The organism is Pseudomonas putida, from assembly GCA_029953615.1.
Lineage (GTDB): Bacteria > Pseudomonadota > Gammaproteobacteria > Pseudomonadales > Pseudomonadaceae > Aquipseudomonas.
Window position 1 is genome coordinate 5,669,310 of sequence record CP124529.1, and the last position, 16,944, is coordinate 5,686,253.

The 16,944-nt window shown below is 62.6% G+C and carries 16 protein-coding genes; 7 read left to right on the top strand and 9 right to left on the bottom strand.

Annotated features, from left to right (window positions below):
• The first annotated feature begins 171 nt into the window (after positions 1–171).
• From QIY50_26090 to QIY50_26100, 3 genes are read left to right on the top strand one after another with little or no spacing between them, the layout of a single operon-like run.
• A complete protein-coding gene (locus tag QIY50_26090; protein WGV20663.1) occupies positions 172–702 on the top strand; it encodes a DUF2252 family protein in 531 nt (176 codons plus the stop codon).
• A gap of 25 nt (positions 703–727) precedes the next feature.
• Positions 728–1,618 (top strand): DUF2252 family protein, encoded by an 891-nt coding sequence (locus QIY50_26095; GenBank protein WGV20664.1) that lies wholly within the window; start codon positions 728–730, stop codon positions 1,616–1,618.
• A gap of 57 nt (positions 1,619–1,675) precedes the next feature.
• Positions 1,676–2,782, top strand: coding sequence for a hypothetical protein (locus QIY50_26100; GenBank protein WGV20665.1), 1,107 nt, complete (start codon positions 1,676–1,678; stop codon positions 2,780–2,782).
• Here QIY50_26100 and QIY50_26105 read toward each other — a convergent pair.
• From QIY50_26105 to QIY50_26115, 3 genes are read right to left on the bottom strand one after another with little or no spacing between them, the layout of a single operon-like run.
• Positions 2,779–3,693, bottom strand: coding sequence for a transporter substrate-binding domain-containing protein (locus QIY50_26105; protein ID WGV20666.1), 915 nt, complete (start codon positions 3,691–3,693; stop codon positions 2,779–2,781). The two genes, QIY50_26100 and QIY50_26105, sit on opposite strands and share 4 nt — an antisense overlap.
• Positions 3,690–5,021, bottom strand: a complete 1,332-nt coding sequence (gene potE / locus QIY50_26110; protein WGV20667.1) for a putrescine-ornithine antiporter — start codon at positions 5,019–5,021, stop codon at positions 3,690–3,692. Before potE ends, QIY50_26105 begins: the two co-directional genes overlap by 4 nt.
• Positions 5,022–5,076: 55 nt before the next feature.
• Entirely contained in the window at positions 5,077–6,270 is a 1,194-nt protein-coding gene (locus tag QIY50_26115; protein WGV20668.1) for a cation:proton antiporter, read from the bottom strand.
• Between the two features lie 484 nt (positions 6,271–6,754).
• Between QIY50_26115 and QIY50_26120 the strand changes: the two genes are divergently transcribed.
• Positions 6,755–7,327: a phosphoribosyltransferase family protein gene (locus tag QIY50_26120; GenBank protein ID WGV20669.1), complete on the top strand. Its 573-nt coding sequence runs from the start codon at positions 6,755–6,757 to the stop codon at positions 7,325–7,327.
• Between the two features lies 1 nt (position 7,328).
• Here the strand turns inward: QIY50_26120 and QIY50_26125 are convergent, their stop codons facing one another.
• Positions 7,329–8,207: a universal stress protein gene (locus QIY50_26125; GenBank protein WGV20670.1), complete on the bottom strand. Its 879-nt coding sequence runs from the start codon at positions 8,205–8,207 to the stop codon at positions 7,329–7,331.
• 162 nt (positions 8,208–8,369) lie between these two features.
• Here QIY50_26125 and QIY50_26130 point away from each other — a divergent pair, with 162 nt between their 5' ends.
• Positions 8,370–9,266 (top strand): universal stress protein, encoded by an 897-nt coding sequence (locus QIY50_26130; GenBank protein ID WGV20671.1) that lies wholly within the window; start codon positions 8,370–8,372, stop codon positions 9,264–9,266.
• Between the two features lie 51 nt (positions 9,267–9,317).
• Here the strand turns inward: QIY50_26130 and QIY50_26135 are convergent, their stop codons facing one another.
• Positions 9,318–9,809, bottom strand: a complete 492-nt coding sequence (locus tag QIY50_26135; GenBank protein WGV20672.1) for a BCAM0308 family protein — start codon at positions 9,807–9,809, stop codon at positions 9,318–9,320.
• A gap of 155 nt (positions 9,810–9,964) precedes the next feature.
• On the opposite strand from QIY50_26135, the gene prs reads away from it, so the two are divergent.
• The gene (gene prs / locus QIY50_26140; GenBank protein WGV20673.1) at positions 9,965–10,912 is read left to right on the top strand and encodes a ribose-phosphate diphosphokinase; all 948 of its coding nucleotides are present in this window, start codon (positions 9,965–9,967) and stop codon (positions 10,910–10,912) included.
• A gap of 14 nt (positions 10,913–10,926) precedes the next feature.
• Here prs and QIY50_26145 read toward each other — a convergent pair whose 3' ends face one another.
• The 4 genes from QIY50_26145 to QIY50_26160 form a co-directional block, all read right to left on the bottom strand.
• The gene (locus QIY50_26145; protein ID WGV20674.1) at positions 10,927–11,817 is read right to left on the bottom strand and encodes a universal stress protein; all 891 of its coding nucleotides are present in this window, start codon (positions 11,815–11,817) and stop codon (positions 10,927–10,929) included.
• A gap of 28 nt (positions 11,818–11,845) precedes the next feature.
• Positions 11,846–13,465: a chaperonin GroEL gene (groL, locus tag QIY50_26150; protein WGV20675.1), complete on the bottom strand. Its 1,620-nt coding sequence runs from the start codon at positions 13,463–13,465 to the stop codon at positions 11,846–11,848.
• 111 nt (positions 13,466–13,576) lie between these two features.
• Positions 13,577–15,859 (bottom strand): heavy metal translocating P-type ATPase, encoded by a 2,283-nt coding sequence (locus QIY50_26155; protein ID WGV20676.1) that lies wholly within the window; start codon positions 15,857–15,859, stop codon positions 13,577–13,579.
• A gap of 6 nt (positions 15,860–15,865) precedes the next feature.
• Positions 15,866–16,120, bottom strand: a complete 255-nt coding sequence (locus QIY50_26160; GenBank protein ID WGV20677.1) for an outer membrane lipoprotein OprI — start codon at positions 16,118–16,120, stop codon at positions 15,866–15,868.
• A 152-nt stretch (positions 16,121–16,272) separates the two neighbouring features.
• Here QIY50_26160 and QIY50_26165 point away from each other — a divergent pair, with 152 nt between their 5' ends.
• Positions 16,273–16,920: a BON domain-containing protein gene (locus QIY50_26165; GenBank protein WGV20678.1), complete on the top strand. Its 648-nt coding sequence runs from the start codon at positions 16,273–16,275 to the stop codon at positions 16,918–16,920.
• The last annotated feature ends 24 nt before the right edge of the window (positions 16,921–16,944 follow it).

Here is a 16,944-nt window from a genome sequence, read left to right on the forward strand (position 1 = left end):
ATCTTAACGCCGTGCCTGAACCACCGGAACCACCCCATCGCGGCGCCGCTTCTGCCCATGGACAGCCAATGATTGCTGCTAGACTTTGGAGACCTGTTCAGGATTCCATGACGCTGGATTGCCGGTTCAGCTCGGCTGAGTTCCGTTGTTCTTCAGGCCTACCTTCTGCACATGACCTTTGCCGACAAAGGTGCCGATATGTCTGAGTCCAGAAAACAGTCGAGCAAACCGCTACCCGAGATCATTGACGACCTCCGTGAAGACAAGGTGTTTCACTCGCGCAAGGAGCGGCTGGAAGCCGGCAAGCAGTTGCGCGACAGCGTGCCGCGGTCCGCACATGGGGTATGGAAAACCACTTCGAAACACCGCGACCCTGTGCAATTGCTGGAGCAGTCCAACCGTCACCGGCATCCGGAGCTGGTACCGGTGCGTTATGGTCGCATGCTTCGCAGCCCTTTTACCTTCCTGCGCGGCTCGGCAGGCTTGATGGCGCGCGACCTCGCCACACTCCCCTGCACCGGCATCCGTGTTCAGGCCTGCGGCGATTGCCATCTGCTGAACTTCGGCTTGTTCGCCACCCCTGAGCGCAACCTGATCTTTGATATCAACGATTTCGACGAGACGCTGCCTGCCCCGTGGGAGTGGGACATCAAACGGTTGGCGGTAAGTTTTGCCGTCGCGTCCCTGGGACAACCGGCTTGACAGCAAGCTAGCCCGGCAGCTCGCCATGGCGTGTGTGAGTGCCTACCGCACGCGCATGCGGGAGCTGTCGCAAATGAGCCCGCTGGACATATGGTACGACCGGCTGGATGCGCAAACGCTGATCGACATGGCCCCCAGCCCGAAATACCGCAAGGCACGTGAAGAGTTGATGGCCAAAGCCCGGACCCGCATCGGCGATTACCTCTATCCGCAGATCAGCGACGAAGTCGGTGGCAGGCGCCGTCTGGTCGACCAGCCGCCCATCCTGTTCCATGTTCATGAAAGCGGGTTCGCCGAGCGTGTGAAGCTGGCGCTTGAAGACTACCGCGCTTCCCTGCTACCCGAGCGACGCGTTCTCTATGACCGGTATCGCCTGGAAGACTTTGCAGTAAAGGCAGTAGGGATTGGCAGCGTAGGCACTTTCTGCTTCGTCGGTTTGTTTTTCTCGGCAGAGAACAATCCGTTGCTGCTGCAATTCAAGGAAGCCTGCCCGTCAGTGCTGGCGCCCTATGCCGGCAACAGCGAGTTCATCAACCAGGGGCAGCGCGTGGTCACCGGGCAACGGCTCTCGCAATCGGCCAGCGATATTTTCCTCGGCTGGACCGAGGGCAGCAAAGGCCGGCAGTTCTATGTCCGGCAGTTGCGCGACATGAAGATGTCATTGCCGGTCGAAGGCGCGACCTTCGAGCAGATGAAAATGTATGCACAGGTCTGCGGCATGACCCTGGCGCGCGCGCATGCCAAGTCAGGTGACGCCGCATTGATCAGTGGCTACCTTGGTAAGTCGCAGGTGTTCGATCAGGCCATTGGCGATTTTGCCCTGGCCTATGCGGGTCAGAATGCCAAGGATTACGCCGCGCTGGTCAATGCCGAAAAGAAAGGAAGGATCAAAGCGCTTCGCGAGGTCGACGATTAGCCGTCGTCGAACTTGGCGTTTGCACAGTTCCACTTGCATTGACCTGGATGCGAGAAGATGAAACAGCAGGTTTTTTCCATAGCGCACGCAAACGTGGCGGCTTGCCAGCGGGCAGTGCTTGTCGCAGCCACCGTGTTCATGGCCGCCTGTTCGACCTTGGGGCCCACCACGATCGAGCGTGATCGGACAGACTACGCGGGCGTGATAGCCACGACCTGGAAAGAGCAAACCTTGCTGAACATCGTGAAACTGCGGTACGCCGACGCTCCCGTCTATCTGGAAATCTCATCGGTGATAAGTTCCACCGCCATACAGAGCCAGGTGAGTCTTTCCGCCAGCTGGTTCAGCGGTTTGCCTGCCGACGGCACCAGCCAGGCAATCGGCGCGTCCGGCCTCTATACCGACCGGCCCACCATCAGTTACACGCCGCTGTCTGGCGAGCGATTTTCCCGTTACTTGCTGACCCCCCTTTCACCGGCGGCGATATTCTCACTGATTCAGGCAGGCTATCCGGTCGACCGCGTACTGCACCTGACCACACGCGCCGCGAACGGCCTCTACAACCGTTCAGCCTCGCCGTCTCGATTACGTGCTGCAGACCCCCGGTTCTACGCCGTACTGGATGCGCTGCGCCGCATTCAGCGCTCGGAAAAGCTCGGCATGCGTATCAGTCAACGCGCGGGGGCTGACAGTGAGTTGCTGCTGATTGACGACGCGAGGTCGCAAAGCCTTGAAGACGACCGACGCCTGGTCCGCGAGTACCTGCATCTGCAACGCGACGAAAATGTCCTGCACCTTACCTTTGGTTCGGTCCAGAGGTCCGATACCGAGGTCGCCCTGCTGACCCGCTCGATGTCGGAAATCTTCGCTGAAATCGCCGCCACACTCGAAGCCCCGCCCGTGCATGTGCAGGAAGGCCGGGCCAATCCCGAGCCGGCCCTTCCCGTTGTCAGCGCATGGGATGCACCCTTGGTGCGCATACATTCCAGCGCACGACAGCCGAGCGATGCCTATGCCGCCGTGCACTATCGCGATTACTGGTTCTGGATCGACGACCGTGACATGCAATCGAAATCCGAATTCCTGTTCATCCTCGTGTTGCTCTCGCTGGCCGAAACAGGGGTCGCTCCAGAGGTGCCCGTGATCACCATCCCGGCCAATTAATCAGGTAACGGATACAGGCTTTGCAGCAGCCGGTCCTGGTCGGAAAGCGGGCCCAGATAACGAACGAACAACGCCTCGCCCTGAGCCCCGGACAGCACCTTGCTCAAGGCGCTGTCGACCAGCAGCCGAAACGCGTCATCGCCCCGACGCATCGGCAGCGCTACCCGGCTCATGACGAACAGACGATCCGGTACCACCAGCTGTTCCCGTTCGGCCTGCCGGGCCTGCAGCGCGAGCAGGATGACCCGGTCTGCGAAGAAGGCATCAACCTTGCGTTCGGCCACACGCCGTACGCCCTCCTCATAGGTCGAAACCTCCTCCAACGTGGATTGCAAGCCCAGCTGGCGTATCCGCGCCTGCACCCAGCGACTACTCAACGACCCCCGCAGTACCGCAAAGCTATGCTTGCTCAACCCCGCGTTGATCGTCGCCCGCCAACGTGGGCCGTTGTCGCCCGACCGGCCACTGAGCGGCCCCAACAAGGCATCCGGCGCATCGCGCCTTACCAGCACAGCCAGGCCAGAGGTGAACACCGGAATGGAAAAATCTGCAGCACCGCGACGGCTGACGGTTTCCACCATCGGTGTGCACAGCAGGTCGATGTCTCCCGCCGCCACGGCTGCAAGGCCCTGTGACTCTGGCAGGGCGCGCCAGCGCACCTGCAGGTCGGCCATTGCTGGCAACTGGCGAAGGTGTTCGGCGACTGCATTGCACAGTTCCACGGCATACCCTTGCGGGGCCTGCTCGCTGCCTGACGAGAACGGCGCGAAGCCTTCCACGTAGCCAAGGCTGAGCACCTGGCTGTCACGCAGGCGGTCCAGCCCTTCGGCAGCGACCACCTGGCCGTCCATCGCCCCGCTCAGGAGCAGGCTCGCAAGGCATGCACCGGCCAGTTTCGACAGGTTGATCATGATGCACCTCCGATCATGTCCAGGGCCTTGACGAAACGCTTGGCGATAAAGCCGAACAGCAGATAACCCAGCGCCATGATCAACGCAGCGCCGAACACCGCTTCCAGGCCCGAGGCATAAAGCGCATAGAAGCAATAACACACCGCAAGCACCATGATTGCGGCGTTGCGGCGAAAAATCGCCATCTCGACCTGTGCCTTGTACATGATCACCAGCAGCCCGGTCAGCGAGGTGATGTAGGGAATGATATTGGTCACGGCAGCCAGGTTGACCAGTTTGCTGAACTGGGCGCTGGCGTTTGGCGAGAGCGTCGACAGCGCAATCAGGCTCTGCAGGACGGCGCAGGTCAGCATGCCGGCCAGCGGCACGCCGCGTGCCGTGGTGCGGGTGAAAAGCCGTGGGAACAGGCCCTGCCCGGCGGTGACCTTGGCGGTTTCAGCCAAGGTGAATTGCCAGCCCAGCAACGAGCCGACACAGGCGATCACCGCCAATGCCATGATGATGTTGCCGACGCTGTCATTGAACATCCGTGCATACACCATGGCGAAAGGTGCACTGGCATTGGCCAGGTCCGGGTTGGGCACGATGCCTTGAATGACCGTGGTTGAGAGTATGTACACCACCGCTGCACCCAGGGTGCCGAACAGACAGGCCAGGGGCACGTTGCGCTTCGGGTTTTCCACCGCATCGGAGTTTTGCGCGGCTGATTCCATGCCCAGGAATGCCCATAGCGTCAGCGGGATGCTACTGGTAACGGCATGTGCGACAGGTATATCTCCTGGGTTCCAGGCTTCCTGGAAAAGCTTGGGGCTGAACCAGTACCAACCGATCAGGCTCAGGCCGGCAACGGGTACGATCACGCCCCATACACTGATGGCGCCCAGCCGGCCGGTGATGTCGGCGCCGCCAAGGTTGGCCAGTGTGGTAAACCAGATCAGCATGACCGCCCCCGCCAGCAGCGGTATGGCACCACTCCCGAGCCAGGGAAAGAACGGCGTGAGGTAGCCCACGGCGGAGATACCGATGGCCACGTTGCCGATCATCAATGAAAGAAAGTAAAGGTACGAGCACAAGAAGAATGCCGACTTGCCATGGGCTTCCTCACTGTAGGCAGACATGCCGCCAGAGCGCGTGCAGTAGATACCGCATTGAGCGAAACAGTAGGCGATAGCCATCGAGCCCACTGCCGTGACAAGCCAGGACAGCAGCGACACCGCGCCGATCTGTGCCATGCTCGCCGGCAGCATGATGATGCCCGAACCCATCATGTTCACCGTTACCAGGGTCGTGAGCCCGACCAGGCCCATCTTTTTTGCTGGATCACTCATGATGCTCTCCCGCGCGTACATGTCTCGATAAAGCCGGTCGGTTCCCTGCCACACCTCATTCTCGTGCGCTGCGCCCCAACCGCCGCGCACCCGGCACTGCACTCACCCCGTGCAATACCACGCTGAGCAGGACGCACGCGATGGTGCACGCGATGATCGTGCCACCCTCTTGCAACGGCGTGTCCAGTATCAATATCGCGAAAACGATGGATGCAAGGCCACGGGGGCCGAACCAGCCGATGAACAGGCGGCTCTCGGCGCTGAGTGAGCTCCCTGCCAGGCTGAGCCAGACAGGCAGCATCCGCACCAGAGACAGGCTCGATAGTGCGTAGAACCAGACCGAGGGCGCCATGATCTGCGAAGCCTTGGGCGCCACGTAGGCGCCAAACACCACCCAGGTCAGCAACGATAGCGCTTCACCGCATGACTCGCCGGTGACCAGCAACGGCTGCGTTTCCCGCTTGAACAAATAACCTGTCAGCAACCCTGCGCAGAACGCGGCGATGAAGCCGCTGCCCCCCAGTGCCTGGGCGCAAGCGAAACTCAGCAACGCCAGCGCGGGCATCACCAGTTGCTGCCAGGCCTCGATTTGCAGGCAATGGCGTTGCGACAGACGTAGCAACCCGCCCACCAACAGCGCAAGCGCCGCCCCCGTGAGAACACCGATCCCCAACTCCTCCAGGAAGAAGTAGCCCGCCAGGGCAAAAGGCATCGTCGAGCGAGCCTCCGTCAACAATGCCAACAGCAAGAGTAGTACCGGCACGCAAATGCCGTCGTTCAAGCCGCTTTCGACATTCAGGCTCTCGCGCACATTGGCCGCAACCTCGGGGTTGCTCACGACGGCCTTGCCGAGCGCGGCGTCGGTCGGGGCCAGGATCGTCGACAACAGCGCCATTTCCAGCCAGGGCATGCTCGGGAACATCAGCCAGGCGGCAAACCAGCCTGCAAGCAGGGTCAGCGGCAGCCCCAGGGTCAGCAGGCGCAAGGGCAGGCTACGGGATTGGCGCAATTGGGCCAGGTTGGCCTTGGCGGCATCATTGAACAGGACGATCGAGAGGGTAAGCTCGGCCAGCAGGCGAAGATCGTTGCGGTCCAGCGAAAGGTTCAACAAGCCAAGCCCGGAGGGCCCTGCCACCAGGCCTGCCAGCAGAAACAACAGCGGACCATTGACAGGTTTGGACTCAAGCGCGCCGGCCAGGCTGGCGTACAGCACCAGCAAGGCGGCCAGAACAGCCAGGTTCTGATACATGGCCAGGCCTCGGGATCAAAAGCGTATGTAGCAACGCTATCACTGCCCGCGCAGCGCGACGATCTGAAAGGTGGCAGAAGTTATCCTAGGTCAACTCTGCAGGTAATAAAGAGTCTCACGTGCCGGCAACGGCCGCGCCCCTGCTTCAAGAACGAAAGATCTCGAAGGGTTCCACGCGCAGTACTTTGCGAATACCCAGGTAACTGGAGGTACCGGCAATCAATGAAACCAGGCCAAACGTCAGGCCCAGGTTCCAGAAGGTCACGATGGCGGCGTAGTTGGGCAGGTACGTTCATGGTTCAGTCTCGAAAGTATATATCCGGACCCTAGCCCGCCTTTGAGCTGCCTGTTTGACCTGGATCAGAACCGGCAAACTCAGGCGCCTGGCCGTTACTCGGCTGGCTATCACTTGGCTTTTATCAAGCCCACTTCAAGGTGCACGGGTAGCATTCCGGACAGCGTTATCCAACAAAGGAAAAAGTCCATGAATCGCCCCGCTCCATCGAGGGTCCGCCTGTATGACGAAGACGATCTGGACAGCGTGCTGCGCTCGATGGCCCGCCAGGCCATGGCCTGCCTGCCTGTGTCCGAAGTGGCGCTGGTAGGCATTCAGCGGCGTGGCGAGCCGCTGGCGCAGCGCCTGCAACAGCACCTGCAAGCACTGACCGGTGCTGCGCCACTGCCGCTCTACCCGATCAAGGTCAAGCGCTACGCGGACGACCTCAGCCTCCTGCATGCCCATACCCAACTCACCGAGAACCCTGAACTCGCCAAGCTAGACCTGGCCGCAACCACCTTGCTGGTGGTCGATGACGTGCTCTACGAAGGGCACTCTCTGCTACGCACCTGCGCCTACCTCGCCGAACTGGGTGCGCGCCACCTCATCAGCGCGGTACTTGTCGACCGCCACGTCTGCCGCCAACCAGTGCATGCCGATATCGTCGGCATCCACCTGCAGGTGGCGGCGCAGGATATCGTCGAATGCCATGTTCCACCCTACGAAGGTCAATTCTGCGTGGAGGTGGTACGCCATGGCCGAACCGGCGATTGCACCTGATTCAACTGCCGGGTGCGGGCCTGATCGTCAGGATGCTGCACGGCGCATGGCTGACAAGCCGCTCGGTGGTATCGCCGATCAGCTTGGCCCACCGCCTGGCCTGCACGGCACCGACCACCACCACATCGGCCCCCAGCGCAGCGATATGGGACTTGATGACGCGCAACGGGGCACCTTCGCTGAAGAACCGATGGCTGTGGGCGATGCCATGGGCATCGGCCAACGCATCGAACGGCAACTGCAGTGATTCACGCACTTCGTCCGCCCAAGGGCCGGCGAGGCCAGGGTTGGCCAGCATGGCGATTGGCAGGTCGTACGCCGAAAGCAGGTTCAACTGGCCCTGGCATTGCACCGCCAGTTGCTGACCGGCAACGACCAGCGCGTCATTGAGCGGCGAGGGTTGGGAGACATCCACCGCGACCAGCACGTTAGCTGGCATGGCCGGGGCATTGGCCGGCACGAACATCAACGGCACCTCGCTCGCATGCAGCAGCATCTGGTCAAGCGAGGTCCGGGCCAGCTGATCGATCAACGAACAGCCCGGGCAGGCCTTGATCACCAGGTCAGGCGCGTAGCGGGCGATGCAGGCTGGTAACAGGTCGCGGGGATTAGTGGTTTCCACGGCCTCGAAACCTGGGCGTGCCCCACTTGCCGGTTGTTCGTCAAGCAGCGCCTTGAGCTCTGTGCTGAAGTGCACGAAGGAAACGGAAGGCAGCGGAGTTGCCTGCAACTCGTGGCGCAGACGCAGTTCGCCGGGTTCATGGATACCCAGCACCTGCAGGGCAGCGCCAGACGCCGAAGCCAAGGCCATGGCCCGGGACAGCGCGGCATTGGCCTGAACCTCGGTCATGATCAGCAGAATCCGGCGATACGGGTTCATCGGCCACCTCCCGGCGCGGCTGTTGGCTGGCGTACGCTTGTCATTATCGAAGCAGTTGCCGGTTCGTTCTTGATAAAAATCAAGGCCCCCAGGCGCCATCGCGCCACCCTAGGCCTGAACCCGTAAGCCGTCATCGCGGCGGCCATCACTGCGGAGGCCATCATGAACGCTTTGACGCGACTGTTACTGATCTGCCACCCGGACCTGCACCCCTCGCCAGCCTTGGCGCGCGCGCAAGCGTTGGCCAAGGCCACAGGCGCCACCTTGCACCTTGTAGTACTGAGCCAACTACCGTCACGCCTGACCACCCTTGACCAGGTGCTGCGCAGCAGTGCCCGCAAACAAGACGCCGAGCACCGCAAGGCATGGTTACACGATCAGGCGAAAGCGCTTGGCGAGCAGGGTATTACAGCCTATGCCGAAACACTGGATGACGATGACCCACTCAAGGACCTGATTCGCCTGGCGCAGCTGCACCACGTGGAAATGCTGATCAAGGATATCCGCCACGAAACCGTCGTCAGCCGTGCCCTGCTCACACCACTGGACTGGCAGTTGCTGCGCCGTTGCCCGATTCCGTTGCACCTGGTAGCCCAGGCTGACGCGGCACTGCCTGCGCGGGTGCTGGCGGCCGTGGACCTGGTCGAACACGACGCCGCAGTGAACAAGTGCAACGACCGTATCCTGCAGGCTGCACAGGCGCTGGCGCGGCGCTGCAAGGCACAACTGCATGTGCTCCAGGCCTATGAACCCAGCCCCAGCTTCGTCGCCTACGCCGCCGCCCCCGTAGCATGGACCGATGAAGTGGTTGAAGAGATGACGGGTAGAGCGCGGGAACGCCTGACCCGGTTCGCCGGCCACTACGGCATCAAGCCGGACCACTTGCACCTGATACGCGGGGCTGCCCGTAGTGCCATCAGCGAATACGCCAACCAGCATGGCTTCGATGTGGTCGTCATGGGCACGCTTTACCATGAAGGGTTGACCAAGGTCATCGGCAGTACCACCGAGCAAACCCTGTACAAGGTGCATTCGAGTATTCTGGCGATCCACGGTTGATTGGCCGCCGGGTTGCAAGGCTCCGTGCCCAGGGCAAACCGGCGGCCCACCTCAATCGCGATGCCAATCGACGCTCAGGTACCGCTCACTGTCGCTGTAGCGATAGCTGCAGGCGCCGTCATAAGCGGCTTCCAGGTCATGTCCGATACGGTTGGCCAGGTGCGTGCCAGTGGTGGTCGCCACCAGTTCGTCATCCTTGCAGTCGATGGCGATCAGCCGCTCGAGCACGTGGGTCTGGCGCTCTTGCTGTTCGGCATGGAGCATGAGCTGGCGAATCTCCTGCTCATGGGTCGCGAGGAAACGGCCCGACACGCGCACCTGGCCCGCTGCAGCATGGTCTTCGATGCGTCGGCAGGCTGGGCATACGGTCGACTCCAGCGGCCCGAGGCCGTTGGCTCCGTGCGGGTGCCATTCACCCCCGTGATAGACTGCGCCACATTGCGGGCAAAGCGCGCTGCCACCCGGGCGAAGGGGCATGGCGTAGGGGTCGAAGGGACGGGTTTTGAACAATTTGTCCTTGTGGCTTTTCTGATACTTGTCCATCGGCGTGCTCGCTGTACGGATTGTGAGGATCGCAGCCCTTGGCATGCGTTGACCTGCACAGTGTCCGCCCATGGGCCACGCTGTACTTGATAATCGTCAAACCCAGCGCTGCCACGCCGCTTATGTTTCCGATAACGATCCAGGGAGCACCGCGCATGAACACCACAGCGCCATTGATGTTCGCATTGCAAGGGAGCGAGGGTTATGGCGATGCCGTTGCCCGACGCCTGGGCGTCACGCTGTCGGCACATGAAGAGCGAGACTATGAGGACGGCGAACACAAGTGCTGGCCCATGGAACCGGTCGAGGGGCGAAACGCCGTCGTTTTCCACTCGCTTTATGGTGACACGCACCACAGCGCTCACGACAAACTGTGCCGGCTACTGTTCTTCTGTGGCGCGCTCAAGGATGCTGGCGCCAGCCAGGTGACAGCCGTGACGCCCTATCTGTGCTACGGGCGCAAGGACCGCAAAGTGGAATTTCAGGATTCGACCATTACCCGTCACGTGGCTCGCCTGATGGAAAGCTGCGGCATCGACCGGGTGGTGGCGCTGGATGTGCATAATCCCAGCGCGTTCGACAACGCCTACCGGATCCCGGCCTGGAACCTCACCTGCGTACAGCTGTTTGCCGAGCGCCTGGCTCCACTGCTTGCCGAGCAGGTCATCACGGTGGTGTCGCCGGACATGGGCGGTATCAAGCGCGCCGAACAGTTTCGCCAGGCACTGGCCCATTTGCTCGCGCGCCCGGTCGCCATGGCCATGGTGGAAAAGCACCGGCAACACACACAGCTCAGCGGCGAGTGCCTGGTAGGTAATGTGGCTGGCAGCACGGTCGTGCTGTTTGACGACATGATCAGTACCGGCCAGACACTGTTGCGGGCCGCACACGCCTGCCGTCGAGGCGGTGCATCGCGCATTCTGGCTGCCGCCACCCACGGTCTGTTCACCGCCGCAGCAACGCTGTTCGAAAGCGGGATGTTCGACCGCATCCTGGTCGCCGACAGCATCACGCCCTTTCGCCTGCCCGCCGCTTGCCGGGCCCAGCTGGACATCGTCGACAGCAGCGCCCTGGTCGCCGAGCGCCTCATGCCTATGATGTAGCCAGCCGCATAGTCCTACACCACCAGGATATTGCAAGGCACCTGGTACAACACATGCTCGGTGGTGCTGCCGAACAGACGGTCCAGTCCCCGTGCGATGGGTCGGCCCATGACCAGCACGTCCACCGGCTGTGACTCGACGTATTCGCCAAGCACCGCGACCGGGCGGCCCAGCACGAAGTGGCAGCGTTCCGGTGGCGCCCCGAAGCGCTCGGCCAGTTTCTTGAAATCTTCCTCCAGCGCCTGGCGCAAAGGCCCGGCAATGTCACCGATGGCCCAGGCGGCATAGCCCATGTCGCCCATGTAGGCCATCGACAGATCGCAGGCGTGCAGGAGGTCCAGTTGCGCCCCGGTCTGCAAGGCCAGTGCACTGGCCTGCTGGACGATATTGTCATTTCGGGCCTGCCCCTCATCGGAGGTATCAGCCACGTCCACCGCCGCCACGACCTGGAGTGGCAACGCCGGCCGGCTGGCACCGAGCAAGTAGATCGGGACCGGACAGTGGCGCAACAGCTGCCAGTCAAGCGACGTGAAAAAGGCGCGCTTGAGCACAGGCTCATGCTCCACCTGTTTGAGCAGCAAGTCTGGTTGCATCTCCAGCACGTGCTGCAGAATGTCATCCTGCAGGTCGTTGCTCCAGGCCACCTCGGTCGTTACCTGCACGCCAGAGGCACGCAGCGCGTTTGCCTGGGCTTCCAATTGTTCCTGCTGAGCCTGCCGGTAAGCCTCCCGCTCCGTTTGACGCTTACCGGACTCCAGCAACCAGAGTTTGTCCAATGATTCGAGCAAGGCGACGATGTGCAGGCTGGCCGATGCAGACTTTGCCAGTGCAACGGCCTGCTCCAGGGCGATCGCCTGGTGCAGCATCGGGCGCATGATCAGCAACAGACGTTGATAGTGGCTCATGATTGCCTCCAACGGTGGGCCGGCCTGATCACTCAGGCATCGGGGGTTGCATCAGGGGTGCGGTCTTTTCCGGGATATCGGTCATGGTGGCTTCGGTCAGCAGCAGAATGCTGGCAACCGAGACCGCATTTTCGAGTGCGACGCGCACCACTTTCGTAGGGTCGATGATGCCCGCCTCGTACATGTCGACGTACGTATTGGCTGCGGCATCGAAGCCGATGCTGCCCGTTTCGGCCAGCATGCGAGCCACCACGACGCCCGCATCCACGGCGGAATTTTCAGCGATCGTCCGTGCTGGCGCTTCCAGTGCCCGGCGCAGGATCTGCAGCCCCGTGCGCATGTCGCCTTCATGGTTGAGCTCCTCGGCAAGCAAGGCTGGCACAGCCTTGAGCAAGGCAAAGCCACCACCGGGCACGATGCCCTCGGCAATCGCTGCGCGGGTAGCCGCCAATGCGTCATCCAGGGCGTCCTTGCGCGCTTTCATCTCGGCTTCGGAAGGTGCGCCCACGCGGATGACCGCCACCCCACCGGCAAGCCTGGCCAGACGCTCCTGAAGTTTCTCCCGGTCGTAATCACTGGTGCTGGATGCGATCTGCGCACGGATTTGCGCGACACGATCAGCCACGGCTTCTCGCGTCCCCTTACCTCCGACCAGTGCGGTGCTGTCTTTAAGCACCACTGCACGGTGCACCTGGCCCAGCTGGGACAGTTGCAGGTGGTCGAGATTGACGCCCAGCTCAGCCGAAACCACCGTGGCACCGGTGAGTACGGCTATGTCCTGGAGCATTTCCTTGCGCCGATCACCATACCCGGGAGCCTTCACCGCCACGGCGCGCAACACTCCGCGAATCTGGTTGACCACCAGTGTGGTCAAGGCTTCGCCGTCGATGTCCTCGGCGATCACCATCAACGGCTGGCCGCTCTTGGCCACCTGTTCGAGCAGTGGCAGCAGGTCAGCCAGCGCACCAATCTTGTGATCGCACAGCAGTACACACGCATCGGTGAGTTCAACCTGCATCTTTTCGGTGTCGGTGACAAAGTACGGGGACACGTACCCCCTGTCGAAACGCATGCCATCCATGATGTCGACCACGGTTTCGGTGGTCTTGGATTCCTCCACGCTCACCACGCCTTCCACCCCGACCTTTTCCAGGGCGTCGGCGACCAGCTGACCGATCAAGGGGTCGTTGTGGGCGGACAATGTGGCCACCTGGGCTTTTTCCCGGATCGTGTTGACCGCACGCGACTGCGCCAGCAATGCCGCCTGAACCAGCGCCAGGCCCTTGTCCAGGCCGCGCTTGAGGTCGATGGCACTGGCCCCGGCCACTACATTTCTGACGCCATCGGCAAGAATTGCCTGGGCCAGGACCGTCGCCGTGCTAGTGCCATCGCCGACCGCCTCCGCCGTGCGCTCGGCTGCCTGGCGCAGCATCTGGGCGCCGAGGTTCTCCTCAGCGTCCTGCAAGTCGACACGCTTGGCGATGGACACGCCATCGTTACAGACAGTCGGGCGACCCCAGGTGCTCTGCATCAGCACCGACTTCGACTTGGGGCCCAAGGTGACGCGTACGGCATCGGCAAGCTGGGTGGCGCCACTGAGGATCTTCTCCCGCGCTGCTGACCGAAAGAGGATTTTGCTGTGCGGCATGATTTTCAGCTCCCGTGCAGGGCAGCGTGATTGACTGCTGCTGCCAGCATCCGGCTTACGCCGCCCTTGGCGCTTGATTTTTATCAAGCGTGCGAATGCCTGCAGCGTCGCTCAATGTTTGTCGAGGTACCGATACAAGGCTTCTTCCTGGTCGAAATGCAATTTCGCCAAGGTATCCAGGCGTATGAGCTGGTGCTGGATTTCGTCGGCGCTCGGGTTGGCAGCGGCCTGGGTGAAATCTTCGCTCATGCGCGTCAGCAAATGGATCAGCCTGAACATTTCCCGGTGGGTATGGCTGAGCGGCGAGAGCGGATCCTCGCCCCCCATGTAGCGGCTCAACAGGGGGTACAGCCGCTGCTCGTCGTCCCGCTCATGGCGCTCCAGCAAGCCATGCAGGGCGGCAACCAGGCGCCCGAGGTCGGCCCGCGCCTGCGGCGCAGGGCGGCTGGCAAAGTCCCGCGCCATCTGGCTCAGTTCGGTCAACAACCCGTCCAGCTGCCGATGCTCGTCATGCATGCGCTGCAGGCTCACGGCCGGCAACCCGTTGCGGCCATCGCCGGCGACCGGGCCGAGGGCGCGCAGGGCATTGAGGATGATCAACAGGTCGATGCCTTCCTGCAGTACCGCCCCCATCACCGCAGGCAGGTAGCCGGCCGCAGCGAACAGCATGGCCAGCAGCGAGAGGCTCATGCCCACCCACACGCCTTGCCGGGCAATGCGCACGGCGTGTCGGGCGATGTCGATCGCTTCGATCAAGCGATCCAGCCTGTCGACCAGCAAGACCACGCCAGCTGACTGCGCCGAGGCCGTCACGCCGGACGCACCCATGGCAACCCCGACATCGGCAGCAGCCAGTGCCGGCGCATCATTGATGCCATCACCGACCATCAGCGTCGGGCCTTTCTGGCGACCTTCCTGAACCAGGCGGACCTTATCCTGCGGTGAGAGGCCAGAGCGAAGCGCATCGATACCCGCCGTCAATGCGATCATTTGCGCCGTCTGGGGGCGGTCACCAGTCAGCATGACAACCTTGTCGATCCCGCGTGCCCGAAGCCGACGCAGGGTCTGGGGTGTTTCCCGACGCACATCGTCGGCCAGTCGCAACATCGCCTTCAATTGGCCATCCACGGCCACGAAACTGCCACTGCTGGCCAGATAGTCCAACTGCTGCAAGCATGCCTGTGCCCAATGGCCCGCATCCCTGCCCTGCTGCACGTAATCCAGCAGCCCCAAGCGCACGGCTTTGCCTTGCACCTGGCCGGCCAACCCTTGGCCTGGAGCCTCCTGCACCTGTTCCGGCGCCGTCAGGGTAAGGCCCCGTGCGAGGGCAGCGTCGACAATAGCCCGAGCGATCGGATGGGTGGATGCCTGGGCCAACGACGCGGCCCACTGCAGAATCTGCAGCGGCGCGCCCTCCCCGTTGAGCTCGATCGATTGCAACCGGGCATGACCGCTGGTCAAGGTACCGGTCTTGTCGAGAAAGACCTGGCGGACCCCGGCGAGCGCCTCCAGTACCGCGCCATCGCGCACCAGAATGCTACGCCGCGCCGCTCGCGAGATGCCCGACAGCACGGCAATCGGCACCGCCAATATCAGCGGGCAGGGCGTGGCGACCACCAGCACCGCCAGCACGCGCTGCGGGTCGCCACTGGCCCACCAGGCAAGCGCGGCGATCAGCAACGTCAGCGGGATGAAGGCCAGCGCGTAGCGGTCAGCCAGGCGCACGAAGGGTGCGCGTGACTGGCGTGCCGTCTCGGCCAGGCGCACGATGCCGGCATAGGTGCTTTGCGCCGCGGTCTGCGTGGCCACCAGCAGCAACGGCGCGCCGGCGTTGCACACCCCGCTGGCCACCGACTCGCCGCAATGGCGAGTGACGGGTAACGACTCCCCGGTCAGTGCCGCCTCGTCCAGCGTGGCCAGTGGACTCTGCAGGCGCCCGTCCACTGGCACGATTTCACCCAGGCGCACCAGCACGGCCTGACCTGGCCTGACCTGGTCCACCGCAACCTCACGCAGCCCGTCCTGTTCCTGGACCCAGGCACGTTGCGGCGCGCGGTCGATCAGCGCGCGCAGTTCGCGCTCGGCATGACGCACGCTGAACGCTTCAAGTGCGCGGCCAGTGGCCAGCATCAGCGCCACCACCGCAGCCACCAGCATGTTCTCCAGGGCCAGCGCGGCGCCGATCGACAACAAGGCAATCAGGTCGATACCCGCCTCGCCTCTGGCCATGCGCCTGAGCATTTCCACCGCCAGGACCCCGGCCATTACCATGCCGCCAGTTGCCCAGACCAACGCGGCCCAGGCGGGCCGCTGCGCCGCATAGGCCACGCCGCCAGTCAGCAAGGCCAGCAGGCAGATCCCCAACAGTACGGGGTCGAGCCATCGACGTGGCATGGCGGGCTACTTGCGTCTGGCCTGCTGGCGCAGTTGCTGCACCTCGTCCTGGGCCTGGGTTGCCCGCCGTAGCGCCTCGTTGGCAGTCTGCTCGACCAGATCGATGCGGTAACACACTTGATCGGCGCGCAACCTCGCAGTGGCGGCGTTGTTCTCCGCTGACTCCAGGCGCGCATCGTACTCCTCGGCGCGCCACGCCGTGCAGCCTGAAACAGCAATCAGCAGCAGGCTTGCCCACCCGCAAAGCACATAACGTCGCATGTCCGTACCCTCATGCATGCCCAGGACACGCTGAGTATCGATGGCGGCGTGCGCCGCAGCCTGACATTTGTCAATCGCGCTGGCCGGCACAAGGGTAGAAACAAGGGCTCAGGGCACTTCAGCCCCTTCCCTGACCGCTACCGGAGCCGATCATGAACGACCTTGACTTGCGAGACCTTGTGCTCGAAGAGCTGGAATTCAAACCCGATATCAACGCCGCCAGCATCGGTGTGACGGTGCAGGATGGTGTAGTCACCCTCTCCGGGCACGTCAGCAGCTACGCCCAGAAAGTCAGTGCCGAACGCACGGTCAAGGCCATGAAAGGCGTGCGCGGCCTGGCCGAGGAAATAGAGGTACGCCTGAACAAACTCGAAGGTACCGCTGACGACACCATTGCCAGCCGTGCCCTGAACATCATCGCCTGGAGCTCGGACGCCAACGTGGAAGGCATCAAGGTCACCGTGCAGAAAGGGACGGTGACCCTGGAAGGCCAACTCGATTGGCAATACCAGAAGGAGGTGATCGAACAGGCGGTCTGGCGCCTGTCGGGCGTGGTCGGCGTGCACAACCGCATCACCCTGAAAGCCCGGGCCGACGCGGTCGATATCAAGCGCCACATCGAAGACGCACTCAAGCGCAGCGCCGAAATCCAGGCCGAAGGCATCCGCGTCACGGTCAACGGTGGCGTGGTCAAGCTGGAAGGCAAGGTCCACTTGCTGCGTGAGCGAGAAGTGGTCGAGCGTGCGGCCTGGTCGGTGCCGGGCGTCAGCAAGGTCGAAGATTATCTGTTGATCGCCTAGCGCCGCCGCGCCGAGGAGAGATGG